Raw genomic sequence first — 23,938 nt, 5'->3', positions numbered from 1 at the left:
GTACGATGAAGATTAATTACATACATAGTATCGGGGTTGCGGTACTGTCAGCTATTGTTTTTCTACAGGGCTGTTCAACCACAAAACCTTATACCAAGGGCCCTGTAAAAACGTTTGATCCCGATACGGCGCGCATCGAGAAGCCCGAAGAAAAGCCGCAATACCAGTACTGGGATCGCATCGATAATACTATTTTCCATCAGCTTGAAAAACCGTTGAACCTGAACCGAACGGGACGCTGGTTGGGACAAGGTTTAGGAATAAGCGATAAACGTCAGGCCGATAATATTAACAAGCTCGATGAGGTTCCCGAATCGAGCTGGTACACATATCGCCATTATTACGATGAGATGTCGCCGAAAGAGTTGGCGGCCGGACCTAATACAAAGGCACCCGATACGAAGGGAGAGTGGACCATTTTTAAAGCGAAACTTGAAGGAGCAAATTCCGGTTTTTTTATAGAGGATGAAAATGGAAACCGCTACTTGATAAAGTTTGATGGCTATGATTACCCTGAGTTAACGACTGCTGCAGAAGTAATCGGGACGAAGGTTTTCTACGCAGCCGGCTACACCGTTCCCGAATCCGAAATTACTTATTTTGATCCCGGTAACGTAACTATTGCCGAAGGTGTTACGGTAGAAGAGGGTGGGGAGAAACGTGCCATGACGGTGACCGATTATCAGGAGATCGTGAAAAATCGTCCACAGAATGCGGATGGGAAAGTTCGAGCGCTGGCTAGTAAATTTGTAGATGGAGTTCCCCTTGGACCTTGGAATTTTGAAGGAACGCTAAAAGGCGATCCAAACGATCGGGTGGCACATGAACATCGCCGTGAGCTGCGCGGCATGCGGGTGATTAGTTCCTGGCTCAATGATACCGACCGGCGTGATGCCAACACGATGGCGGTTTATAACAATGAAGGTTACATTGGTCATTACGTGCAGGATTTTGGGAATACACTGGGTGCCAACGGTATGTCGAGTCACAAACCCATACAGGGACAGGCTTACCTGATTGATCCGCGTTATATGTTGGTGTCGGCTGTTTCGCTGGGCGGATATATTACGCCGTGGGAAACGGTTGAGCCCGAGGTGCCCTATCCTTCAGTGGGCTATTTTCGATCAGATGTTTTTAAACCGGGACGATGGGTTCCTACGCATCCGCTGCCGCCCTTTGAGAATATGACGCTTCGCGATGCGTTTTGGGGTGCCAAACATGTCATGAGTTTTTCGGATGAAGATATTCGTACTATCGTTGAAACGGGGCAATATTCCAATCCCAAAGCAGAGGAATACATCGTTCGAACCCTGATAGAGCGCCGGGATAAGATAGGTCGCCATTGGTTTGCAAAAATAAATCCGCTTGATAAATTTGATGCTGAAATTGAGAATAAGACTCTTTTGCTAACGTTTACGGATTTAAGTGTGAATAGTGGATTGGTATCGGCTTCAAATCATAAGTATCGAGTCGAAATTGAATCAGAAAGCAAGGTTCTGTCAGGAGATCGAGAAATAAATGAGCCTCAATTATCTGTAGAATTACAAGACGAAAAGCTTTTAAATGATGTTCTGCGATTTGATATCAAAACGATTGGCAGTGAATATTCCGGCGCCGGTAAAATGGTAATGGTATACATTGAGGTGAATGATAATAACAGCCGAGTGGTGAGAGTTCGGCGCGAAGAGTAAATAGGATATAGATGAAGAAGTTATTGACCATATTATTAATCCCAGTGATTATTTCGGGATGTGTTTCTTCTAAGGGGCCGTCGCCTGATGAAATTCCGGTGGTAGAAAATAGTAGTCAGCCGGATGAAAGCGAGCGAATTTATTCGGTGTTTTTGGCGGGGGATGCCGGGTATGCGTCGCTTGATCCGCTGGAGCCGAGTTTATCGGTATTAAAAAAACAGCTGCATCAGGCCGGGGAACAGAGTGCTGTGATCTTTTTGGGAGATAACATTTATCCGGATGGATTACCTCCCGAAAATCACAAAAGCCGATCCAAAGCTGAGAAATATCTACAGGCCCAGTTCAAGACGGTAGAAGATTATGAGGGCAAAGTGGTATTTGTAGCGGGAAATCATGATTGGAATTCGAGTGGAGAGAATGGATTAGAATATGTACAGCGACAAGAATGCTTTATAGAGGAGTCGCTAAATCGAGGGAATGTATTTCTCCCTGATGACGGATTACCCGGCCCGGCCGTGGTAAATGCAGGTAATGAGGAGGTAAATTTGTCGATTGTTGCGTTGAACACACAGTGGTGGCTACATCCCTATAACAAGCCGGGCGCCGAAACCGATAGTGCCTTCAATGCTACGAGTGATCAGGCTTTTGAACAGGTGCGCGAGGCGGTGACCGACGAGAAGGCCGATCAGGTACTGGTAGTGGGGCATCATCCCATGTATTCGAATGGCAATAACGGAGGGAAATTCCCGCTCAAAACACATCTGCTGCCTCCGGTCGGGGGATCGCTTTACGTTTTGTATCGTAATATTTGGGGCACTTCGCAGGATATTGCTTCGCGAAAGTATAGTAAGCTCAAAGATCAGTTGACCACCGTTTTTACAGAGCGGGAACCGATTATTTACGCATCAGGACATGATCACAATTTGCAGTACCTCACTTTTGGGGATGAGCGACGTAACCAATATTATATTGTAAGCGGGTCAGTATCGGTTACCAGCTTTGTTAAAAACCCTGATCGGCCCGGTTTTGGTATTCAGCAAAGAGGATTTTCGGTAGTGCATTATTACAAAACGGGCATTTGGGTTGAGTTCTGGAATGAAGACGGTACACGGTTATTTGAACAGAAGTTATCTGATTTACCCAAAGAATAACGATTAGAAAAATAAATAATATAGGGATAGCAATATGAAGGCGGTTGAGGAAGAAATTTATAAAAAGAAAAAGGAATTTGTAGAAGAGGCGAGCCTTATTTTTGAGGAACAGGGCCATTCGCGAATAAGTGGACAGGTGTTGGCTTGGTTGCATGTTTGCGAGCCCGAAGCACAATCATTTAGTGATTTGGTGGAGCACCTGAATGTTAGCAAGGCTTCCATAAGCAATATGACACGCTTACTTTTACAGTCGGGATTTATTGAGAAAGTGCGTAAGCCGGGTGAACGGCAGACCTGTTTTAAGCTTGTTGACCATGCGTGGTGTAAGGTTATGGAGCGTCATCTCGAAAAGATGAAGCAATTGCGAGATATTTCGGCAAAATATAAAGAGGAGTTGAAGGTTGAGGATGATACAGATATTGATCGATTAAATGAGATGCATGATTTCTATGCTTTTGTTACCGAGCACTTTCCTGAATCAATAGAGACCTATAAAAAAAGCTGTTCCGATGAGGGCTGATTATTTGTTTCCCGGATTAGCATACGATCTTATTTCATTTGGAATAGGATGCCCCAATCCCCATTTTTTCGAAGCCTATCTAATAAGTTTGCTAAAAATATGAGCCTTTTGCCATTCGATAGGAGTAATATAAATGGGATCATAGCCAGGATTTTTAGGCTGTAGAGTGATGCTATATTTCTTTACTGCGGATCGTTTTTAGAGTTGTTGCCCATCCTATAATAATAAAATGGCTGGAATTTTTCGTTCCCCCGGGTTTAGGCAGATTAATAGTGATTGGCATATACAATTGGGATCAATAAAGAGTAGGGAGTATGATACCCAATAATGAGAAGTGAATTAGCGGTGGGATGTGGCTTCACAAATTGTTGGCATGCTTGTTGTGACAACAAAGGTAGTAACATAATCTACGTGGATTCAATAGTGCGAAGTTAAAACCCATTCAATAATTAAAACTGCTTTGGGAATATGAGAACGATACAAAACGGAATAGAAGAAAAACTTGAAACAACGATTCGGACCTTACAAACTGATGGTCCGATGACTGAGGAAGTAAAAAAGAAGCTTGCGACACAACTTAGATCAACAAAGAGTGCATTTGATAAGTTACAAACCTGGGTTGGACTCTCGCAAGAGGTAGCTGATATAGGACTATGGGAGTATGATATTAAAAATAATGAACTTATGTGGTCAGATGAAACGTTTCGAATTTGGGGATATGAACCCGATGAAATCGTTCCTTCTGATGCCATTTTTATGGAGCGTATTCATCCGGAAGATCGGGATAAAGTACGAAAGAAATTTAAACAGTCGCTGGAAAAAAATTCCGAGTATCATATTATTTACCGCCTTCTTTTTCCTGATGGAAAGATAAAATTTGTGGAAGCGCATGCTGTTCATTTCCATAAAGATGGAAAGCCAGTACTTACTATCGGAACAAATCAAAATATTACAACACACGAAATTGAAAAGCAGGAGATTGAGAAAGCGCTGGAATCGAATCAGGTTATTTTGGATGAGATCCATCACCGGGTAAAAAATAACCTTGCCGTGGTAGCGGGCTTACTTCAGTTGCAGTGGTTACAGGAAGACGATCCGGTTGTTACCGAAAAGCTGCAAGATAGCGCAACACGAATTAGAACTATTGCGGGCATTCATCAGCATCTGTACCAGTCGGATAGTTTTGCTAATGTAGCATTAGGAGAAAATCTGGAAAAACTGGCCAAGGATTTAATTAAAACGATGCAACAGGATGTAAAGGTTGAGCTTAAGACAAATTGTGATGAGGTCTATTTAGATTTTGAACGTATATTGCCTTGTTCGTTAATTGTCAATGAACTCGTTACAAATGTTTTAAAACATGCTTTTCAAGATCAGAAAGGGGGTGTAATCACTATTGATTTACTAAAAGAGAATAATAAAGTGGTGTTGAGGGTTGCTGATAATGGTAAGGGATTACCGGATAATTTTGACGAGATGCAAGGTTCATTGGGTGTTAGATTAATTAAAACCTTAAATAATCAGCTGCAAGGTGACTATACATTTCGGTCGGATGAAAGTGGAACCACGTTTACGATTGCATTTAGCATGGATGCAGATTATTGCAAGGCTGTATAACTGGTATTTCAATTTAGCAGATAGTCTCAAGATAAGATGTGGATGTTTATCTGAAACGTACAGTTGATAATTGACGTTATAGAATTTACACAGTGAAATTATCAAAAAGGTTTTATAAGATTATTTATGAAAGCATCCTATTTCGAAGAGTTTGGAGAACTGGATAATATTCAAGCTGGTACGCTTGAACGTCCCGAACCTGGCGAAGGGGAAGTGTTGGTTCGTATAAAAGCAGCTGGGGTTAATCCTGTGGATGCCGCCGTGGCCCGAGGCATGTTGAATGAAGTTATTCCCGCTGAATTTCCGGCTATTCCAGGCTGGGATATGGCCGGCGTTGTTGAAGAATGCGGCTATGCAGCACGACGTTTTGAGGAAGGTGACGAGGTGTATGCCTATGCGCGTCGACCTACCGTACAGCAGGGAACGTTTGCCGAATATATTTGCATTCCCGAAAGCTATCTTGCCAAGCGTCCGCAGCAGATTTCGATGGAGGCGTCCGGTGGAATTCCATTGGTAGGATTGACGGCATATCAGTCGCTGTTTCAGTTTGGAAATCTTAAAAAAGGAGATACACTGCTTATTCTCGGTGGATCCGGAGGGGTAGGCACGATGGCTATACAGCTGGCTAAAACGGTTGGCGCGAAAGTTATTGGCGTTGCCAGTGATAATAATCAAGACTATATGGTAGAGCTGGGTGCCGATGAAACGATTGATTACAGCGCAGGCGATGTAGGTGAAGCAGTGAAAGAAGTGGCTCCCGATGAAGTGGATTTTATTTTCCACTGTTCGCGCGGTAATTCGCTGGAACAAAGTATAGGCACATTAAAAAGTGGCGGGCAGTTAATATCGATTACCAATAGTGATCCGGAAATTCCTGAAGATATTAACTTCCAGTATGTATTTGTTGAGCCCAATGCTAAACAGCTAAAGCATATTCAACAGCTGGCTGATGAGGGGAAGGTTCAAGTACCGGTTTCCAAGACATATGATTTGGATGAAGTGGAAACTGCTTTGCAAGAAATAGAATCATTGTACACCCGGGGTAAAACGGTTATTACTCCTTAAATAATAAGATTATTGAGTAGAAAAGTCCGGCGGAAGGAACGTCGGACTTTTTTATTCATTTTTGAACCTGGCCTTGTACCATTTATCAAGTTTTTAAAATATCGTCGGTCAAGAGTCAAGAAAAATCTCACATAATTATATATCCATTTGTAAGGAAATGAAGAGCTATAAATTATTGAGGTTTGAACCGTTTACATATTAGAATGAGATCCTGTCGTTTTTTGCTTAAAGGTGAAGAATAGTTCGAACTTATTCTCAGTATTTATCTTATAATCTGCCTGCAGTTGCTTGAGTAGCATATTTACAATGGTAAAACCAAGAGTTTTTGAATTGTCAAAATCATCTTGATCGAACCCTTTTCCATTATCGCTGTATTTTATTTTATAGCCCTTGGAAAAACGGGTGATTTCTAATTTTATGAGTCCTCCCTTTTTAGCCGGGAAAGCATATTTTATGGAATTGGTAAGAAGTTCGTTCAGCAGCATTCCAAGAGGAATAATCTCATTTATATTCATTTCGATTTCATCTATATCCAACCGTATTTGAATATCATCTTCTGCCTGTAAAGTACCAGTAATGGTAGTAGCAAGATCTGAAATATATTCTTTGACGTTAACCTTCGAAAAGCTGGAGGTCTGGTATAATAGTTCATGGACTTTAGCGATAGAATGAATACGGTTTATACTTCTTTCTAAGGGAAGTCGGTAGAAGTCTTCGCTGGGTAACTCTTCCAACTCCAGAGTGAGAATACCTGAAATGATAGCTAAATTATTCTTTACTCGGTGATGGATCTCTTGAAGCAATACCGTATTTTCTTTTTCTGCTTCTACGCGATCTGTAATATTAATTCCACTTCCGATTACATAGTGGTTCCCATCCAGTTTGACAAGACTTCCATTCATAAAATAGTGATGCTCTTCACCATCACCACCAATTAATACGGTTTCAAGATCAGCGTAACCTTCCTGAAAGGCTTTCCCGATGAGTCTTTTGGCCTTACTGCGTTCCCGGGGAACCACTAATGTTAGAGCGTTAATCTCTTGTAACTCCTTTGCGGTTAAGTCAAAAAGTCGTTCTACATTCTTATTGGTTCGGGCAAACGATAAGTCTTTTCCAACCATATAAAATAGGCCTGGAATGCTATCCAGAATATGATTCAACAGTGTTACCTGGCGGCTAACATTCTCCTCCAGCTCTTTCTGTTCGGTAACATCCAATAAAATGGTATCCCACTGCACACTCCCATCCTCAAGTTGAATAGGGGTTCCTCGTCCATGAATCCATTTCTGTTGACCGCTGGGTGTGTTTATTTTCCATTTTTGATCCCAGGGAGCCAGCTGTTCGGCCGATTGTTGAACCGATTGTCTTACCTTATCAATATGGTCATCAATAATTTGGGACCACAATAAGTCTGACGATTCCATTACCTGTTGAGGAGTTACTTCATGTAAATCCTCAACGCCTTCGCTCACATAAACGAACTCATCGCTGCCATCAGGATACAGTCTGTATCGATGGACCAGCCCATCGATATTATTAGCGATATTACGCAGCTGGGCCTCTTTTTCCTGAAGTTCTTGCTGTGTTTTTTTTCGTTGGGTGACATCCTTGAAATATACTGAGAGGCCTCCTTCAGAAGGATAGGCACTTACATCGAGCCACATCTGCTGGGGCGGATAAAATGCCTCAAAGTGTACAGTTACTTGTTGATCTACGGCTTTATGATATTGGTCGTAGAAATCTAACTCTGTGGCTTCTTCAAATACATCCCAAAGAACTTCTCCAACAATATCTTTTTCGGGCGTATCAAGAATCTGTTCGGCTTTGGTATTCCAATAAGTGACGACCCAGTTTTTATCCATTGCAAAGAAGCCATCATCAATGCGTTTAAGAATACGGGATTTTTCTTCTTCTGCCTTCTTTTGTTCAGTAATATCCTGGACAATACCATGCAGTTGCTTGACCTCTCCGCTGTTATCGGTTTTGGGGATGCCCTTTATATGAACATATTTGTTATTTCCTTTTTCGGTTTGAATCCAGGTATCATAACGGTAGGCGATGTTATCATTAATGGCCATCTCTACTTTTTCAAACAGAGTACTCTCCTCCGAGCTGTATAAATCCATTAGCTTTTGATATGGCGGCTCACCCTTTTCGGGATCACGCTCCATGATAGAAAACAATGTAGGAGACCACGTCACGCTGTTTGTTTCAATATCAAAAAACCAATCCCCAATTTTCCCGATCTTTTGAGCTTCATCAAGCCGATCGCGCTCGTGTTTCAGCTGTTGTTCTGTTTCAATTTGCTCGGTGATGTCTTCCTGTATAGAGAAGAACTGTATAATGTCTCCATTTTCGTTCGTAATGGGAGTAACATCGAGTTTCAACCAGTAGGGCTCTCCCTCTTTTGTGTAATTGAGTATCTCTTCCGAAAAGGTTTGCTGATCTTCTATTTTTCGAGAAATCTGCCGTACTGTTTTTGGATCAGTATTTGGACCTTGAAGTAGGGCGCCGGGTTTTTTGCCCATTACCTCTTCCCGCTGATAACCCGTAACTTCTACAAAGGCATCGTTGACCCACTCGATATTTTCATTCGGATCGGTAATAATAACCATGTTCTGCGTTTTCTGGGCGACCCGGGAAAGGTTTTCTATTTCTTGCTGCTTATCTTTTAGGGTAGTAATATCTGTTAAGGAGCCTACGATCTCTTTTGTTTCACCATTTTTTTTAACAGGGGATTCATTTACCTGAACCCAAATTTTTGTACCGTCTTTCCGCTCCAGCTGTAACTCATATGAGGGTTGTGTCTGGCCCGTTTCAATAGCTTTTTTTGTTTTTTGCAGTCCCTTCTTGTTCTTTGGATGATCAGTAATAAAATCGGTCCATTTCTGTTTGGCTTGTTCAGGGGAACATCCCAAAAAATGTTGCGACTGCGGACTAACATATGATAGTTTATGGTTGGTATCGTGACGGTAGAACATAATAGGGCTATGTTCTACGATACCTTTTAATTGTTGCTGTATTTTTTTGTTTTGTTGTTCCGCCTCTTTCCTATCGGTGATATCTTGTGTACTACCGAACACCCGAATACATTTTCCATTTTCTATTTTGGGTTCACCAATGGCTTTAATCCACCGTAAATTATCTTTGGCTGTAACAATTTGGGACTCAACGGTAAACGGTTCACCCTCTTCAATAGCTTCATTAACAGCCTGTTGAATTTTTGAGCGAGGTTCACCTTCCACATAAAAAGAAAGGGCCGCTTCTAAATTTGGTTCATAATCCAGTTCAACTTCATGGAGACGTTTTAGTTGATCAGACCAGTGGAGCTCATTGTTCAGAACGTCAAGTTCCCAATGACCAATATTAGCCAGTTGATAGGCTTGTTTTTTGTGCACCTCATCCATAAAATCCTTCTATTTAAAATAGCAATTTCCCCTAAAATAGAAATTATATCTATTTACCATTATGTACTTGTACCATAACAGATTTAGTCTTTAAATCCAATGGTTGGGCATAGAATAACCATTAATAGACCATTATAATTTGCGTTTATATTTGTTTGTGTTTTATGTGGTGGGAATAATGGCCGGTTGAAAAGAGAAAGGTTATAAGTACAAATATCTGTTAATTAAAAAAGCCTGCAATATTACTTGCAGGCCTTTCCTTGAGGGCTAAAACAGCTTCTATAGAAGAAGCAGCTTTAGTTTTGGGGTAACTCAATCGTTCCTAACTCACTGGTATTTTCAACAGTTACATCTACATCAGTAACTGTTTTTTCGCTATAGGTATCATTTCGAGGATTTACTGAGACATCATATGTCCCTTCTTCCAAGCCAATGAGCTTGAAATATCCGTCAGAAGTATCGGCAATTGTTGATGTAAGTGTATCGGATCCGGCAATTGCATATACTACAGGTTGAGCTTCAAAGGGATCGACTGTACCTTCAATATTACCGGTTATAGCTTTTTCTGTAGCACTAATAACAGGTTTTAATAAATACTGAACAGCAGGATTGTTCTGTCCGGCTTTTACAACAGAACGGCTGGCATCAAAATCCAGCAATAAGACATATTCTATATCTTCCTGAATTTCTGCGTTTATATTAAGCTTAATGCCGGTTTCTGGTCCGCTGGGTACCTTCATATCGTAAGATCGGCCGTCAACTTCTACGCTATGACCGTCTTGACTTAAGATCAAGCGAATTTGTTGGTAAGTACCGGCTTCAAGTTCAGAACTTCCAATAATGGTTGTTGCTCCGTTCGTAAGTTCTAACAGGTCATACTCCTGCTGGGGTTCGTTTAGCGTGACCCAGCCATCCGAGCTGCCTTCTCTGTTAACTTCAACGCTTTCGATGAATACGTTTACAGCATCGGCAGAATCTATTGGGGCATCAGCCATTTCAACGGTCATTGTACCGGATCCAGTATCTGAATCTGTACCACAACCAACGAAAAGAATTGATAGGCCTATGAGTAGTGCAAATGGAATAAGAGTAATTCTTTTTAGTATCATATTATTAGTTATTTCAAGATTGGGTTGAGTTTCTTTTGGTATCTGTCCTGTATTTTTCCAAGCATAGGACGAGCGAAAAGACCAATCGTTACATATTTATTTGGCTACTCAAATAATGTATTAGAAGTACATTGAGCTATATGATTATGGGTGGTTTTAAATTAAGGTATCTCTTGAAACCCAACCTGTGGATTGCTGGTCAACGAGCTGGTTATCAATGCATTTAAACATGCTTTTAATTCCAAGGACTCGGGCATATTGGAAGTGCAGCTCAACAAAAAACAAGATCAAGCAACTCTTATTATATCAGATAACGGCCCTGGATTACCCGATGATTTTGATGCCAGAACTGACAGCCTGGGATCGCTGCTTATTAATACGGTTTTATCTCAACTTGAAGCAGAAATGGATATTGAGGATAAAACCGGGAGTACATTCACATTTCATTTCCCTTTGAACTAATCTGCATTCATTCCGGTTTCAATCCTATTTTGAATGATATTCCTTTTACAAAAAAAGACTCCGGGATACAATCCGACAGTGATTTATTCCTTGAAAGAGGCTTCCCCATAATTTTCCCGCTCTAATCTACGCATTTTAGCGATATCAGTTTCCTTAATGTACCGTTGATTTTCTAAGGAATTTTATCAATTTCGACTGGCAGATGACCAATGTAATGCGGAAAGTTTCCAACTTCCGTCTATCTTTTGAAGGACAGCCAGTTCCAGGCTGTTGAGATCCAATTTTCTATCATTGTACGTACCCCAAGTGTGTGTTTGCGTTGATACCCAAGCTGTATTGTCTTTAAATGTAATAGTTTGAGAATCAACTTCTTGATTCATGGCACTTAAAAACTTGCCATCTGAATGGAAATGGTGAGACAGGTACTGTTCCTTAGTTTCAATATTGCCTCCCTCAAGAATTCGAGCGGAATCAGATAATAGTTGCCTTGCTTTGGTAACGTCGTTTTCCACAATGGTCTGATGAAATGAATTAAGTGCATTTATTACGGCTTTTTCTTGCGAGGTCTGCTGCCCGAAAGAAAGAGTGGTTCCAAGTAATACGAGTAATACTGTTAAAAACGTTTTCCAAATATTTATAGCAATAACAATATAGATTAAGTTTTTATGGGATTAATTGAGTTGTGTTAAGGAAATGCTATCAATAAGTATGGTTCCGTTTCCATCGATTTTAAGTCCTACGTTGCCGGCCTCCGGGGCATTTCCGTGGCCATGAACCGCCATCTCTTTGTTGATATAGGCTCGGAAATGAGTTTCGTTTCCAACGGTGCGGATAAATAGCATGCCGGAGGATGAGTAGGATTCCTCAGCTAAGACTTCACGATTACCATCACTGACCCGTCCCTGGGATATGGTGCCGTCGGAGGATAAGGTCACAAAATCATAATTTTCGGCATCCTGCACATGGTTGACAAGAGAAACCTCTCCACTGAACTCAGAGAGATCCATGTAGTAATCGACCTGTACGTTTTGAGCAGTACGTTTTTGCACAAAGAAGTTAGATGTTGAATTAGCAGTCAACTTCAGAAGATGGTTTTCTCCTCTATTGATAACTACAGGCTCCACGTCTTGGACAGATCCCTCCAACCATTGAAACCGAGATAAAAGCGTACTGACTCCATTGGGGCCGATCTCCCATGACCAGTTGCCGCTGTCGGTTACCTCGAACGTAGTATTTGACTGTGTAGAAAGGCTATCTCCGGGAATCGTCGTTTCTTCTTGCTGAAGCAGCTGTCCCGTTCCGGCCCCATATCCAAAAACCAATTCAGCTCCGTGGTCACCGGTTTCATATAGTAGAAATACCCCGGGTAGGGCAAGAATAAATGCAGCCATCCTGACGCTTATTTGATCAAAGGTTTTATACCAGTGAAGCCCGATTCGCAGGACAACGTAACCTACAAAGAACCATACAGTCCAGAGAGCCCAGTCGGAATGACTATTTAAAACGTTTTGTGCCTGCGATGGTAGAAAGACGCTGTCGGCTGCCCAAGTGCCGGAGTAGTAGGCCGCAATAGCTGAGATAGCCCCAACTCCATAAAGAATAGTGGATTTTAGATCATCCCACCAATCATCAGGCAAAAAGAAGTTCATCAAATCCATTAGAACTGCCAGCAATATAATGGCAATGGGAAAGTGAACAAGAATCGGATGTATGTTAGGAGCCCATTCGGGAATTAATTCCATAGATGTATGATCAGTTTCTTAAAATTTAATCTAATTTATTCGGGTGTTGGTGCAAATTTTGGGATCGGTCGTGCTTTTACTTCTTTTTCCGTTTCTGCGATACCATTCTCTCTGATATCATTGATCAGCCATTCCATCTCTTTAATTTCTACACGCTGTGCATCCATAATCTCCTTCGCCAGTTTTTGCACTCGGGGATCTTCAATATCGGCACGCTCGCTGGTTAGAATAGCGATTGAGTGATGTGGTATCATGCCCTTCATATAGTCAACGTCGTCAATTGTTATCTGACTGCGTGACAGCCAGATTGATCCTATCAGCAATAAAGCACCACCGATGAAGATAGCAATATTTATCTTACTGTCTTTATACATTTTAAGCATAAATGCCAGCATGATAATCATCATCGAGCCGCCCATAACTAAGGTCATAAAGAACCGCTCTTCGCTAAACCACGCGTGATCTAAAATTTGATAGGAGTTTGTATACATAAGGAAGAACATCGCAACCATTGCGGTTAGAATCATTGCGCAAAATCTAAAATAGTTTGCAGAACTGCTGTTATTATTTTCCATAATAAAAATCCTCAACTCCTGATATTAAGATTATTAATCATTTTATAGCTGATAAGACTGAATTAAGTTTCATGCTAACAGAAGGGTAGATATACACTCCATTCAGCGCGATTTTTATCACTGTGTTTCGCTTAGGTTCCCGATCCATAGACAGAAACCATTTAGTTAAAATAGTTGGGTATAAACGAATGCTGATAATCCCAAGACATTAATGATAATAAATATTGCGACAGCAATGTTCTTAATCTTGCCACCGCTTTCCATATCCATCATTTTCATCTCGTGGGTTTGCATGTATTTCTTATGCAACCATATCAGTGTTCCGGCGATCCAGACGAAAACCAGATTCATCCAGAAGGTATAGTCAATTTTAAATTGTGTGATCTCCGATACAACCCGCCGACTTTCCGGGATAATATCCAGAAAGGAGAATATGCCGTTCAAAATTAAAGCCGTGAGAACGATACTGACAAACATTACTCCGGCAATATACAGCGCCACCCGCCAACCGTAGTATTTAGCGTTGATATGGACCAGTGGGGGAACCATCAGGTCAGAGTAGATGAATCCCATAATCCCGGCAAAGAGCACGCCGTTTTGATTGAGAACCGTAGCCAGGGGAATATTACCCATCGATCCGATAAAGGTAAAAGCAGCTACAAATGGAGCTACAATGGCATTCTCTAAAGTCACCAGCCAGCCGGGCAGGTGCTGGGCGTCAGCAAGGAAAAGGGTGGTCCAAAATGACTCGGGAACCAGTACGGCCACAAATCCGGCGACGGTAAATCCAATCAGGATATCTTCCCAGGCCATCTTCCAGTCATTGACGAATTTGTGTCCAACCAGCTGCCAACCTTCTTTACTTTTGATGCGCTCTTTCCAATCAAAATCTTCCGTAAGGCCATCGTCTTCCTGTTCTACTTTTTCACGGGCCGCCTGCAACCAGCTTTCCGGATAGGTCCATTTGATGAGCAGGCTGCTAATGGTAATGAGCACGAGTCCACCAATAAGTTCAGCGGCAAGGAATTGCCAACCCAGAAAGATGAGAATCAAAATCCCCAGCTCAATAACCAGGTTGGTAGAGGCGAACATAAAAGCTACCGCCGCTACAAAATGGGCTCCCTTTTTGACAAGGGAACGGGCAGCGGCCAAGGCAGCAAACGAACAGGATGAAGAAGCTGCGCCAAAGAAGGTGGACAGCGAAATACTTTTGAAATCGGCGTCCCCCATGTATTTAGTGAGCTCTTTTTTGGGGACAAAGGCCTGGATCATCCCGCTGACAAAATAGCCAAGTATAAATGCCCAGCCGGACTTCCAGAAAAATCCCAGTGCTGTTTTAGCCGATTCACCAAAAGATTCAACAAAGGTTTCCATTTTGGACTATTAGTATTATAGTTGATGATTGAGATTATGAACTATAAATGGTGGTTGAGACCGGTTTTGGTTTCCTAAGTGATTTCCAAGTTTGCCATCATGCCCGCATCTTCGTGTTCAAGATTATGACAGTGAAATACATATAATCCTTTTAGGGCGTCGAAAGTAACAATCACACGAACTCGTTCACCCGGCATCACCAAAACAGTATCCTTCCAACCGGTTTCCGTAGGAATAAGATCGCGGTTTCCGTTGCGGCTTAGCACCTTAAATTGGACAGCATGGATATGCATGGGATGAGGGACTGCAGAATTATTGATAAATTCCCATATCTCTGTATCTCCCTGTGTTATTTTTTCATCAACGCGAAGCATTTCAAATAAACGGCCATTTATGGTGTGACCTGTCATCATCTCCATATTCAGTTCAATACTTCGAGTGCGTACAGCGTTATCTTCGATGGGGAAATTGACTTCGGAGAGTTGTTGAGGGAGATCTACAAAATTGGATGAGTTGATTTCATTGCCTATCCGAAACTCCATTAGTGGGAATTCGCTGCCTTGCTCCGGACTGCCTTGTCCCATCATTTGAGACATGTTTCCCATCATTCCACCGTTTGAAGGCACGGAAAATGTCTTACTGATTAATTCTGCAGAGTTATTACTGAATCCATTGGAGAAATCCACCAATATGTCAGCACGTTCTCCGGGAGCCAGCAAGAGTTCGGTTGTTTCAACGGGTTGAGGTAAAAGTCCGCCATCGGAACCAATCACCGTAAACGAATTATCGTCGCGGAAAGCGATATTATAGATTCGGGCATTGGAACCGTTCAGCAATCGCAACCGGTAGGGGCGGGGCTGTACTTCGTGATAAGGATTGGGCACTCCGTTCACCAAAATATGCTCACCCAAATAGCCCGTCATCATGCGCTCCGGCATAGAGGGATCATAGTAGATATTGCCGGAATCGTCTATTTTGCGGTCCTGAATGACCAGCGGCAGTTCGTAATCTCCGGAAGGCAAGTTTAACGCCTCTTCTTCATCGTCGGTTACGATAAAAAATCCCGCTAAGCCTCGATAAACCTGCGGACCTGTGATTCTGTGTGGATGCGGATGATACCAATAGGTTCCGGCTCGTTGATTGATTTTAAAATCATAAGAGTAACTTCCTTCCGAAATGACATCCTTGGGGTGTCCGTCCATATCAGGTGGTACAATCATGCCGTGCCAGTGGATAATGCTTTCCTGCCCAATGTCGTTATGGAATTGAACCTGAAATTGCTCTCCTCTTTTCATGCGGATGGTTGGTCCCGGCAGGCTTCCGTTAAACTGCAGGGCCTCTAATGTATATTGTTCAGCAATTGTAAGGTTATCGCGAGACGCCCGCAGCTGATCACTGTTCAGGGTATCAGGTAGCTGTAGTGGATAGCGATAGATATCCGAATTATTAGTACCGGCATTCAAGCAAGAAGTGATAACAGAAGGAGCCAATAAGAAACCAGCACTGGCTCCCGTATACTTTAAGAAGGTTTTCCGGTCCATTATTCGCTATTTAAGTAATTCCTTTTTTCGTTTGTTGAACTCTTCTTCATCAATTTCACCATTGGCATACCTACGTTTAAGGATTTCCATGGGTGTTTCTTTGTTCTGATTGTTTTGACCGGAGTTTTTTAGAGCTTGCATGACAAAAAGAACCAGTACGATAATTATGAACAACCAGAAAAACATCATCCACCCACCTCCAGAGAAATTAAAATCATGCATAAGACTCTCACCATAGTGTTGGTTGATATTAGTAAATGTAGTAGAATAAACCACTAAAACCACATGCGAACCCCACCGAGCATACTAAAGTTGCTGATATGTCCGCCACCGGCGCGAGCCATGTCGGCGGTTTCGCCCAGCTGACGTTCCCAATTGATGCCGATGTAGGGCGCAAATTCTCGCACGAACTCATAGCGGAGCCGGAAGCCAAGTCCGATGTTATTGAATCCGGATCCGACGCCCCACTCGGGAACATCCTGTAGGGCAATGCTGGTTTCGAAAATCGGCTGACCGATAAGTCGCTGAGTAAATAGCAGATCGTATTCAGCTTCCAGATCGGCAGAAATATTACCGGCCTCACTAACATATATTCCGCTTTCAAAATGAATGAAATAGGGTGCCTTGCCCTGAAGGCCGACCGTGGCAAATCCCCGGGATTTATTGCCATGTTCATAAGCCAGATCATAACGAAGGCCGCCGGTGACGTCAAGATAGGGGCTGATGGCTCGGCTGTATAACCCCTGGAACTCCATATGTGCCTGACTTTCGGTCGGGACCGCTTCCCCGTGGGACTTGAACCAGAACTTGCCCAGATCTTTGCCTATATAACCTTTGATATCCCACATGACAGGATTTGAACCATTGATGCTGCGGTACTCCAGTTTGTCGGCAATCAGGTAGGCGTAGGTTTTATCGCCCATCATCAGGTCGTTGTTGAACTCGGGTGCTTTTTGGGCAAAGGCTGAACTGCCGCCGATTGCAATGATAACAAAAGCAGTGAGAATGAATATTGACGTGCGTTTAATCGAATTCATTTTAATGGAAATTTAAATATCAGAATTCTTTTGTAAATACTCTTATGACTTAAAATAGATTATTGGCTACAAACCATGTTTTTCAATCTCCCTAAATCCCTCTTCTCCAAGAGGGACTTAATAGTGGTCAATATTTTAATCAATGAGTTCCTCCTTAGAAAAGGAGGACAGGAGGATTGATTATTGATATCCATGAGCTACGATTTAGATTATTTGAAATATATTTGACTACGAAAATCTATTTACGAGTAGTCCTGTCCATAAATACTACCGTCCTCATCAGCTACCTGGACGACGCGGAACATGCCGCGTTCCATGTGATACAGGATATGGCAGTGGAAGGCCCAACGTCCTTTGTCACGTGGTGTAACAAGGGCTGAAATCCTCTGGGCCGGCTGCACGAGCAGAGTATGTTGTCGGGGATTATACTGTCCATTTCCGTTTTCCAGCTCCATCCACATACCGTGCAGGTGGATGGGGTGCTCCATCATGGTGTCGTTTACCAGCGTCAACCGGAGCCGCTCGTTGTGTGTGAACTCAATTGGACCGTCCACTTCGTGAAACTGCTTGCCGTCGAACGACCACATGTAGCGCTCCATATTTCCGGTCAGGTGCAGTTCTACGTCTCGCTGAGCATCACGGGTGTCTTTATTGGGGCGCAGGCTTTTAAGGTCATTGTACACCAGCACTTTGCGTCCGTCGTTACCAAGACCGATGCCGGGTTCATCAAGTCGATTAAACTGGTTTTGGGCGATGGCTGCTGCACCTATACCGTGCTTGTCGGGCCCATGCTTGACAGGTTCAGAGCTGTTGTCGGACATCTCCATGCTGCCGTGATCCATTTCTCCATGGTCCATGCCTTCCATATCCATATTGTCCATGTCCATTGCCATACCCATGTCTTTCATGTCGCGCTTGGGACGGGGACGAAGATCAGGTACTTCGGCCGACATTCCTTCGCGCGGAGCCAATGTGCCGCGGGCATAACCGCTGCGGTCCAGGGATTCGGCAAAAATGGTATAGGGTTTTTCTTCTTTGGGTTCTACGATCACATCATAGGTTTCAGCAATACCAATACGGAACTCATCGATGGGTACTGGCTCCACATTTTGGCCATCAGCTTGAACGACCGTCATTTCGAGGCCGGGAATGCGAACGTCAAAAGCCGTAGTACCCGCCGAAGCATTGATAAATCGCAGTCGCACTTTTTCACCTTTCTTGAACAGGGCGTTCCAGTTGGAGTCGGGGTCGCGACCATTCATCAGATAGGTGTAGGTGGCACCGGTTATATCCAATAGGTCGGTTGCCTTCATACGCATCTTTCCAAAGGAGTGGTAGTCCTTAACGGCATCTCCAAATCCTTTCTCTTTTATATCCTTAAAAAACTCTCCAAGCGTACGCTGTTGATAATTGTAGTAGGCATCCAGTGATATAACATTGTCCAGCACGTCATGGGGATCTTCAAACGTCCAGTCAGAAAGAACGATCGGGTATTCGCGGTCATATTCGACCGGATCTTCCTCGGCCGGATCAATGATCATGGGGCCATAGTGGCCGAGCTGTTCCTGCAGGCCCGAGTGACTGTGATACCAATAAGTCCCGTTTTGTCGCACTGGGTACTGGTATTCAAAGGTTTCACCGGGAGCTATGCCGTCAAAGCTGACCCCGGGCACGCCATCCATCTGGAAAGGCAGGAGGATTCCATGCCAGTGAATAGAAGTTGTTTCTTCTAATTCATTCGTTACTCGCAGCATCACGTCTTGTCCCTCTTGCAGGCGAATGAGGGGGCCGGGTACGCTGCCATTGATACCGATGGCTTCTCCTTTTTGGCCATCAATCTTGTGAGGCATTTTGCCAATAGTCAGATCGATGATATTGTCGTGTCCTTTGGGAGTCAGTACTTCGCGATCATTAAATCCTGCAAAAGCATACGTTGGCAGAACGGAACTTATGCCTGCCATAGCCGCCATGGAAGCGGTATATCGTAGAAATCGGCGGCGCGTCATATTGTTGTTATTATCTTCACTCATAGCCGGTTGTTATCCTCTTTTATCAGCTTTAAAAATCTGATTTCAAAATAGAACCGAAATATAACAGGAGAACCTTAAATAAAGCTTAAAGAATTCCATATTTTAGTCACTTGCTATTAACAGGAGTTGTCAGTGCATTCGGATACTCCTTTCATTAATGATGGCCGCCCCCCATCATTCCGCCGTGCCCGCGGCCTCCATTTTCCCAGTGGTCGCTCATCCCGTTCTGGTTTCTATCAATAAAGCCGGGTCCATGCCAGCTGGGGCTACCATCCTGAGCATAGTCACAAATGCCGTCTTCCTTCTCATCAATAAAGTCATGATCTCCTGATCGATGGGGTTCTTCTTCAAAGTAGTCGTTTATGTGATTACCATTCTCATCATGGAAACGCATTCCATCATGCCGGCTATGCATGGGATGGGATTCATCCCAGAAGTCACAAATACCGTTATCATTATCATCGATAAATCCGGGGCTGTGCCAAGTTGGAGTGCCATCTTGGGCATAGTCGCATATACCGTCATCATCAGAATCGATAAAAGAGTGGCCCGGAGCACCACCCGGAGTAGAGGAGGGGCCGGTTGTGGAGGTAGAAATATCGGGACCCGATTCATGGGTTTCTTGCTCGACATAATCATTGATGTCATTACCGTTGTCATCTACATACATCGGAAAGACAGGGGCTGGCTCTTCAGATTCCGTAGAAGTTTTACAACCTGATAAAAGTAGTATGGTACTTAGTATAATGAGAATAAGTAGGTAGGTATGTTTCATGATAGAATAGCTGAATGGTGGATTGATTGTAATATGAAGATGTTAAACTCTTAAATCATGATTAACTGAATTTACGTATTGAAACCTTAAATCAAGCTTAAAACATTAATGATCAGAGTCTGTTATCTTACGTTTGCTATTTGATGAATAGGTGCAAATAATCTGTTTTTATGTGGATATTTTTAGTGGAAGATGAAAAGCAATTGGCCAACAATTTGAAGCGGGGACTGGAAGAGGAAGGTCACGTAGTGGAAGTGATGCATGATGGGGAAGAGGCGGAGCTGCAGGGGTTGGTGAATGATTATGATCTGGTGATCCTGGACTGGCGGCTGCCCAATCGTGATGGTAAGCAAATTCTGGAGCACTGGCGCGACGAAGATCGGACGTTCCCGGTTCTTATGCTGACGGCGCTTGGGGACCTGGATCACAAAGTGTCGGGCCTTGATGCGGGCGCCGATGATTACATGGGCAAGCCCTTTTCGTTTGAAGAACTGCTGGCCCGCGTTCGGGCGTTGGGACGGCGATCATCGGAGATGCATAATGATGAAGCTGTTTCCGTTGGACCAATCGAATTGGATTCGCGCAAGCACCGGGTTAAAGTATGTGAAATTGAGCGATCGCTTCGGCCTAAGGAGTTTATTTTGTTAGAACTGTTGCTGAGCGAGCCGGAAACGGTGTTCTCTAAGACCCAGTTGGCAGAGCGGGTGTGGGGATCGGCTTACCACGTGAGCGATAATACGATTGAGGCTACGATTTCAACACTGCGACAAAAGCTGGCCGAATCATTTGAAGAGTGTGGGAAAGCATTTTTAGATGACCACTCTCAAGTTATTGAAACGATACGAGGCGCAGGATATCGACTTAACAATGAACTGATGAACGAAAATGAATAAGATTGTGAGCAGTTTGACGAGCTTTTTTGATCGCCTTTCTATCTCTAAAAAACTCGCATTTTGGTATGGGCTAAGCCTATTCGTGATGCTTAGCCTGTTCGGCTATTTTTTGTATGAATCATTTCATCAATCGATCCATCACAACTATGATCGCCATCTGCGGTTCGAGGCTGAGCAGTTGCTTCCGCATATCGATACCGACGGGGATACACTGGCTATTGACTTGTCAGAATATAGTCGCAGTGCAGCGCTCAAAAGTGGCGTAGAATACGGAACCTATGTTCGGTTATATGATAGGGAAGGACACCTCATGTATAAGAGCCCGAACTTTACCGACACCGATCAGCCACTGGAAACTGATATCCCAGATGTTGAGGAAGAGTACTCGTTTAGTAGTCAGTGGCAAGATCTGCCTGCACGTACGCTGTTTTATCCAATTATGGATGATAATGAGAAACTCAACGGCTGGCTGGAAGTAACCGGATTCGAATGGACGCTGCACGACGAACTGAGTCGATTCAGACGATATTTGTTGTTTCTTATAGCAATAAGTGTGGCATTTTCTATTCTCGGAGGATACTGGCTTTCCCGAAGAGCATTGTCCCCGGTATCTTCGATTATTGACGCTGCCAAATCAATTACGACCACAGATCTTGATAAACGCATCCCCGTAAACTATCAGGTTAGGGACGAGCTTACCGACCTGGCGGAAACGTTTAATATGATGCTCAATCGGTTGCAAAAAGGATTTGAGCGGGAAAAGCGTTTCACCTCTGATGCAGCTCACGAACTTATGACACCACTTTCATCTCTGCGAAGCGATGCAGAAATTATGCTTAGGAAACCTCGGTCCAAGGAAGAGTATCGTGAAACCATCCAGCGGATGCTAACAGAAACACGCCGCATGAGCGAGATGGTGCATCTTCTGCTTCAGCTGTCAAGAGTAGAATCGGTGCATCGGGCTGAAGCTGAACGCGTAAATATCAGTCAAATTACTGAGGTGGTAATAGGTGAGCATCAACAGAAGGCTCGGGATAAAGATATTGCTATGGAAGTAGATATTACCCCGAATTTACAAATTCGCGCACATCATACTTATATCAAGGAAGTCGTCAATAATCTCTTGGAGAATGCCTTGAAATACACTCCGGAAGGAGGAAACGTAGAATTACAGTTGCAACGATCCAGCAGTAAGGCCGTGCTCCACCTTAGTGATACAGGTATTGGATTTGATGAGGAAACCCAAAAACATCTCTTTGAACGTTTTTATCGTGCTAATACACAAGATGTCCAGGGAAGTCCCGGGAGTGGATTGGGATTACCTTTGGTGAAAGCTATTGTCGAGCTGTACGATGGAAAGATTCGGGCGTATAGCGACGGCCAAGGGGAGGGGGGTACATTTGTCGTAGAGCTGCCACTTGTTGAGGAGAAAAGAACGTAAATTTTATTGAGTTAAGTAATTATCAGTTATCAGCGGTTATGGATGTTTCCCGATTCCCACAGCGAGAACCTTTTTACCAATTCATGCACTGAAACAATCTTTTCTTGTTCTACTCAGTGAGATAAAGAGTGTTTTATACATCATTTGTTTGATGCGCAGTTAAGGTGAATTTAGAATATTGAGGCAGAAATCAATATTCACCTTATGGAGAATTATCATGAAAAAGACATCTGTTTACGATTGGCCAACGAGACTCTTTCACTGGCTTTTCGCTTTTCTGTTTCTGGCAGCTTTTATTATTGGTGAAACCGTTGATGACGACAGCTCGCTTTTCTCTTATCACATGCTGGCCGGTTTGACGATCGTATTTTTGATAATCCTTAGAATTGTATGGGGATTTATTGGATCAACGTATGCTCGATTTTCATCCTTTAAGTTAAAACCGGCAGAATTATTTAAATATGTTAAGGATGCTGTTATGGCAAAAACGAAACGGTATTTGGGTCATAATCCGGCTTCCAGTTATGCCGCTTTACTCATGTTTATCAGTGCTATTGGGTTGGCCGTTACAGGTGTATTAATGACATCGGGTTCGGAAACAGATTTTTATGAAGAAACTCATGAGATATTAGCTAATGTATTCTTGGTTGCAGTTATTACTCACTTAGTGGGTATTGTTTTTCATCATCTCAAGCATAGAGATGCGCTGTGGTCGAGCATGATGGATGGAAAGAAGAAGGCACTGCCGGACAAAGTTGGTATCACCAATATGAAACCGGTAGCCGGGATATTATTTATTATTGTTACTTTATTATGGTTCGGTTATCTGGGTGCTCAGTACGATAGAAATACCCAAACGCTGGATTTATTTGGCACGGAACTAACACTTGGTGAGGAAGAGCACGAGTCACTGTCAGTTTTGGAAGACGAAGACCACGAACAGGAAAATGATTAAGAACTAAAAAATGAACAACAACGAACGATGGGTTATTGCCACAATCCTTTTTTTAATAGCAGTTTTGGCATCGGTAGATATCTACAACGACTTTTTTGAAGGGGTTGCTACATGGCATATTTCTATTGAAGCTATCGTAGGATTGGTAGCACTGGCAGGAGTTTTTTATTTAATTAGAGGGCGATTCAGGCTACAACGTACATTGGCCAGGGAGCAACAGTTTTCAAAGGACCTTCAGGTCGAGGCTCAGAAATGGAGGCGCGTGTCAAAAAAATATATGGAAGGTCTGAGTGTCGAGATTGATAATCAGTTAGATCGCTGGGGTCTGACCAAAGCAGAAAAAGATGTCACATTTTTGTTATTAAAAGGGCTTAGTAATAAAGAAATAGCGGAGGTCAGAGATACAAGCGTACAAACCGTTCGTACTCAAACCAATGCAATATATACAAAGTCTGGTCTATTGGGTCGTTCTGAGTTGTCCGCCTTTTTTCTTGAAGATTTATTACTCCCCAAACAGTAAAGCATAGTTTTTGATTTAATATTGAGATTAAAG

21 protein-coding genes are annotated in these 23,938 nt (G+C 43.0%); 10 read left to right on the top strand and 11 right to left on the bottom strand.

What is annotated here, in order from left to right:
- Positions 1 to 5: 5 nt before the first annotated feature.
- The 5 genes from CK503_RS02540 (at position 6) to CK503_RS02520 (ending at position 6,044) form a co-directional block, all read left to right on the top strand.
- Entirely contained in the window at positions 6 to 1,691 is a 1,686-nt protein-coding gene (locus tag CK503_RS02540; RefSeq protein WP_095605226.1) for a hypothetical protein, read from the top strand.
- Between the two features lie 11 nt (positions 1,692 to 1,702).
- A complete protein-coding gene (locus tag CK503_RS02535) occupies positions 1,703 to 2,842 on the top strand; it encodes a metallophosphoesterase (RefSeq protein ID WP_095605225.1) in 1,140 nt (379 codons plus the stop codon).
- Positions 2,843 to 2,876: 34 nt separating this feature from the next.
- Positions 2,877 to 3,362: a GbsR/MarR family transcriptional regulator gene (locus tag CK503_RS02530; RefSeq protein WP_095605224.1), complete on the top strand. Its 486-nt coding sequence runs from the start codon at positions 2,877 to 2,879 to the stop codon at positions 3,360 to 3,362.
- Between the two features lie 468 nt (positions 3,363 to 3,830).
- Positions 3,831 to 4,979 (top strand): sensor histidine kinase, encoded by a 1,149-nt coding sequence (locus CK503_RS02525; RefSeq protein WP_095605223.1) that lies wholly within the window; start codon positions 3,831 to 3,833, stop codon positions 4,977 to 4,979.
- Positions 4,980 to 5,105: 126 nt separating this feature from the next.
- Complete coding sequence (locus CK503_RS02520; protein ID WP_217988316.1) at positions 5,106 to 6,044, top strand: NADP-dependent oxidoreductase; 939 nt, start codon at positions 5,106 to 5,108, stop codon at positions 6,042 to 6,044.
- A 191-nt stretch (positions 6,045 to 6,235) separates the two neighbouring features.
- On the opposite strand, the gene CK503_RS02515 is transcribed toward CK503_RS02520, so the two are convergent.
- Positions 6,236 to 9,451: a PAS domain-containing sensor histidine kinase gene (locus CK503_RS02515; RefSeq protein ID WP_095605221.1), complete on the bottom strand. Its 3,216-nt coding sequence runs from the start codon at positions 9,449 to 9,451 to the stop codon at positions 6,236 to 6,238.
- A 296-nt stretch (positions 9,452 to 9,747) separates the two neighbouring features.
- Entirely contained in the window at positions 9,748 to 10,560 is an 813-nt protein-coding gene (locus CK503_RS02510) for a DUF4382 domain-containing protein (RefSeq protein WP_095605220.1), read from the bottom strand.
- Between the two features lie 192 nt (positions 10,561 to 10,752).
- Between CK503_RS02510 and CK503_RS02505 the strand changes: the two genes are divergently transcribed.
- On the top strand, positions 10,753 to 11,022 hold the full coding sequence (locus CK503_RS02505; protein WP_095605219.1) for a sensor histidine kinase: 270 nt from the start codon (positions 10,753 to 10,755) through the stop codon (positions 11,020 to 11,022).
- Positions 11,023 to 11,207: 185 nt separating this feature from the next.
- On the opposite strand, the gene CK503_RS02500 is transcribed toward CK503_RS02505, so the two are convergent.
- The 9 genes from CK503_RS02500 to CK503_RS02460 form a co-directional block, all read right to left on the bottom strand.
- Positions 11,208 to 11,567, bottom strand: coding sequence for a nuclear transport factor 2 family protein (locus tag CK503_RS02500; RefSeq protein WP_255233328.1), 360 nt, complete (start codon positions 11,565 to 11,567; stop codon positions 11,208 to 11,210).
- Between the two features lie 126 nt (positions 11,568 to 11,693).
- Positions 11,694 to 12,764 (bottom strand): DUF2231 domain-containing protein, encoded by a 1,071-nt coding sequence (locus CK503_RS02495; RefSeq protein WP_095605217.1) that lies wholly within the window; start codon positions 12,762 to 12,764, stop codon positions 11,694 to 11,696.
- Positions 12,765 to 12,799: 35 nt separating this feature from the next.
- Positions 12,800 to 13,339 (bottom strand): DUF305 domain-containing protein, encoded by a 540-nt coding sequence (locus tag CK503_RS02490; protein WP_095605216.1) that lies wholly within the window; start codon positions 13,337 to 13,339, stop codon positions 12,800 to 12,802.
- 165 nt (positions 13,340 to 13,504) lie between these two features.
- On the bottom strand, positions 13,505 to 14,713 hold the full coding sequence (locus CK503_RS02485) for a permease (protein ID WP_095605215.1): 1,209 nt from the start codon (positions 14,711 to 14,713) through the stop codon (positions 13,505 to 13,507).
- Between the two features lie 74 nt (positions 14,714 to 14,787).
- The gene (locus CK503_RS02480) at positions 14,788 to 16,254 is read right to left on the bottom strand and encodes a multicopper oxidase family protein (protein ID WP_095605214.1); all 1,467 of its coding nucleotides are present in this window, start codon (positions 16,252 to 16,254) and stop codon (positions 14,788 to 14,790) included.
- Between the two features lie 6 nt (positions 16,255 to 16,260).
- Positions 16,261 to 16,395, bottom strand: a complete 135-nt coding sequence (locus tag CK503_RS16220; protein ID WP_217988315.1) for an SHOCT domain-containing protein — start codon at positions 16,393 to 16,395, stop codon at positions 16,261 to 16,263.
- A gap of 134 nt (positions 16,396 to 16,529) precedes the next feature.
- A complete protein-coding gene (locus tag CK503_RS02470) occupies positions 16,530 to 17,177 on the bottom strand; it encodes a copper resistance protein B (protein WP_255233327.1) in 648 nt (215 codons plus the stop codon).
- Between the two features lie 356 nt (positions 17,178 to 17,533).
- A complete protein-coding gene (locus CK503_RS02465) occupies positions 17,534 to 19,321 on the bottom strand; it encodes a copper resistance system multicopper oxidase (RefSeq protein ID WP_095605211.1) in 1,788 nt (595 codons plus the stop codon).
- 154 nt (positions 19,322 to 19,475) lie between these two features.
- Positions 19,476 to 20,096: a hypothetical protein gene (locus CK503_RS02460; RefSeq protein ID WP_141239866.1), complete on the bottom strand. Its 621-nt coding sequence runs from the start codon at positions 20,094 to 20,096 to the stop codon at positions 19,476 to 19,478.
- A gap of 170 nt (positions 20,097 to 20,266) precedes the next feature.
- Here CK503_RS02460 and CK503_RS02455 point away from each other — a divergent pair, with 170 nt between their 5' ends.
- The 4 genes from CK503_RS02455 (at position 20,267) to CK503_RS02440 (ending at position 23,905) form a co-directional block, all read left to right on the top strand.
- Positions 20,267 to 20,989, top strand: coding sequence for a response regulator transcription factor (locus tag CK503_RS02455; RefSeq protein ID WP_095605209.1), 723 nt, complete (start codon positions 20,267 to 20,269; stop codon positions 20,987 to 20,989).
- Positions 20,982 to 22,430 carry a sensor histidine kinase gene (locus CK503_RS02450; RefSeq protein WP_095605208.1) on the top strand — a complete coding sequence of 483 codons (1,449 nt, stop codon included), beginning with the start codon at positions 20,982 to 20,984 and terminating at the stop codon, positions 22,428 to 22,430. Before CK503_RS02455 ends, CK503_RS02450 begins: the two co-directional genes overlap by 8 nt.
- A 217-nt stretch (positions 22,431 to 22,647) precedes the next feature.
- On the top strand, positions 22,648 to 23,385 hold the full coding sequence (locus tag CK503_RS02445; RefSeq protein ID WP_095605207.1) for a cytochrome b/b6 domain-containing protein: 738 nt from the start codon (positions 22,648 to 22,650) through the stop codon (positions 23,383 to 23,385).
- A gap of 10 nt (positions 23,386 to 23,395) precedes the next feature.
- On the top strand, positions 23,396 to 23,905 hold the full coding sequence (locus tag CK503_RS02440; RefSeq protein WP_095605206.1) for a helix-turn-helix transcriptional regulator: 510 nt from the start codon (positions 23,396 to 23,398) through the stop codon (positions 23,903 to 23,905).
- Positions 23,906 to 23,938: the final 33 nt, after the last annotated feature.

The sequence above is a fragment of the Fodinibius salipaludis genome, assembly GCF_002287075.1.
In the GTDB taxonomy this organism is placed as follows: domain Bacteria; phylum Bacteroidota; class Rhodothermia; order Balneolales; family Balneolaceae; genus Fodinibius; species Fodinibius salipaludis.
Note: the sequence above shows the minus strand (reverse complement) of the source record. Positions and strands in the feature narration are given on the sequence as shown.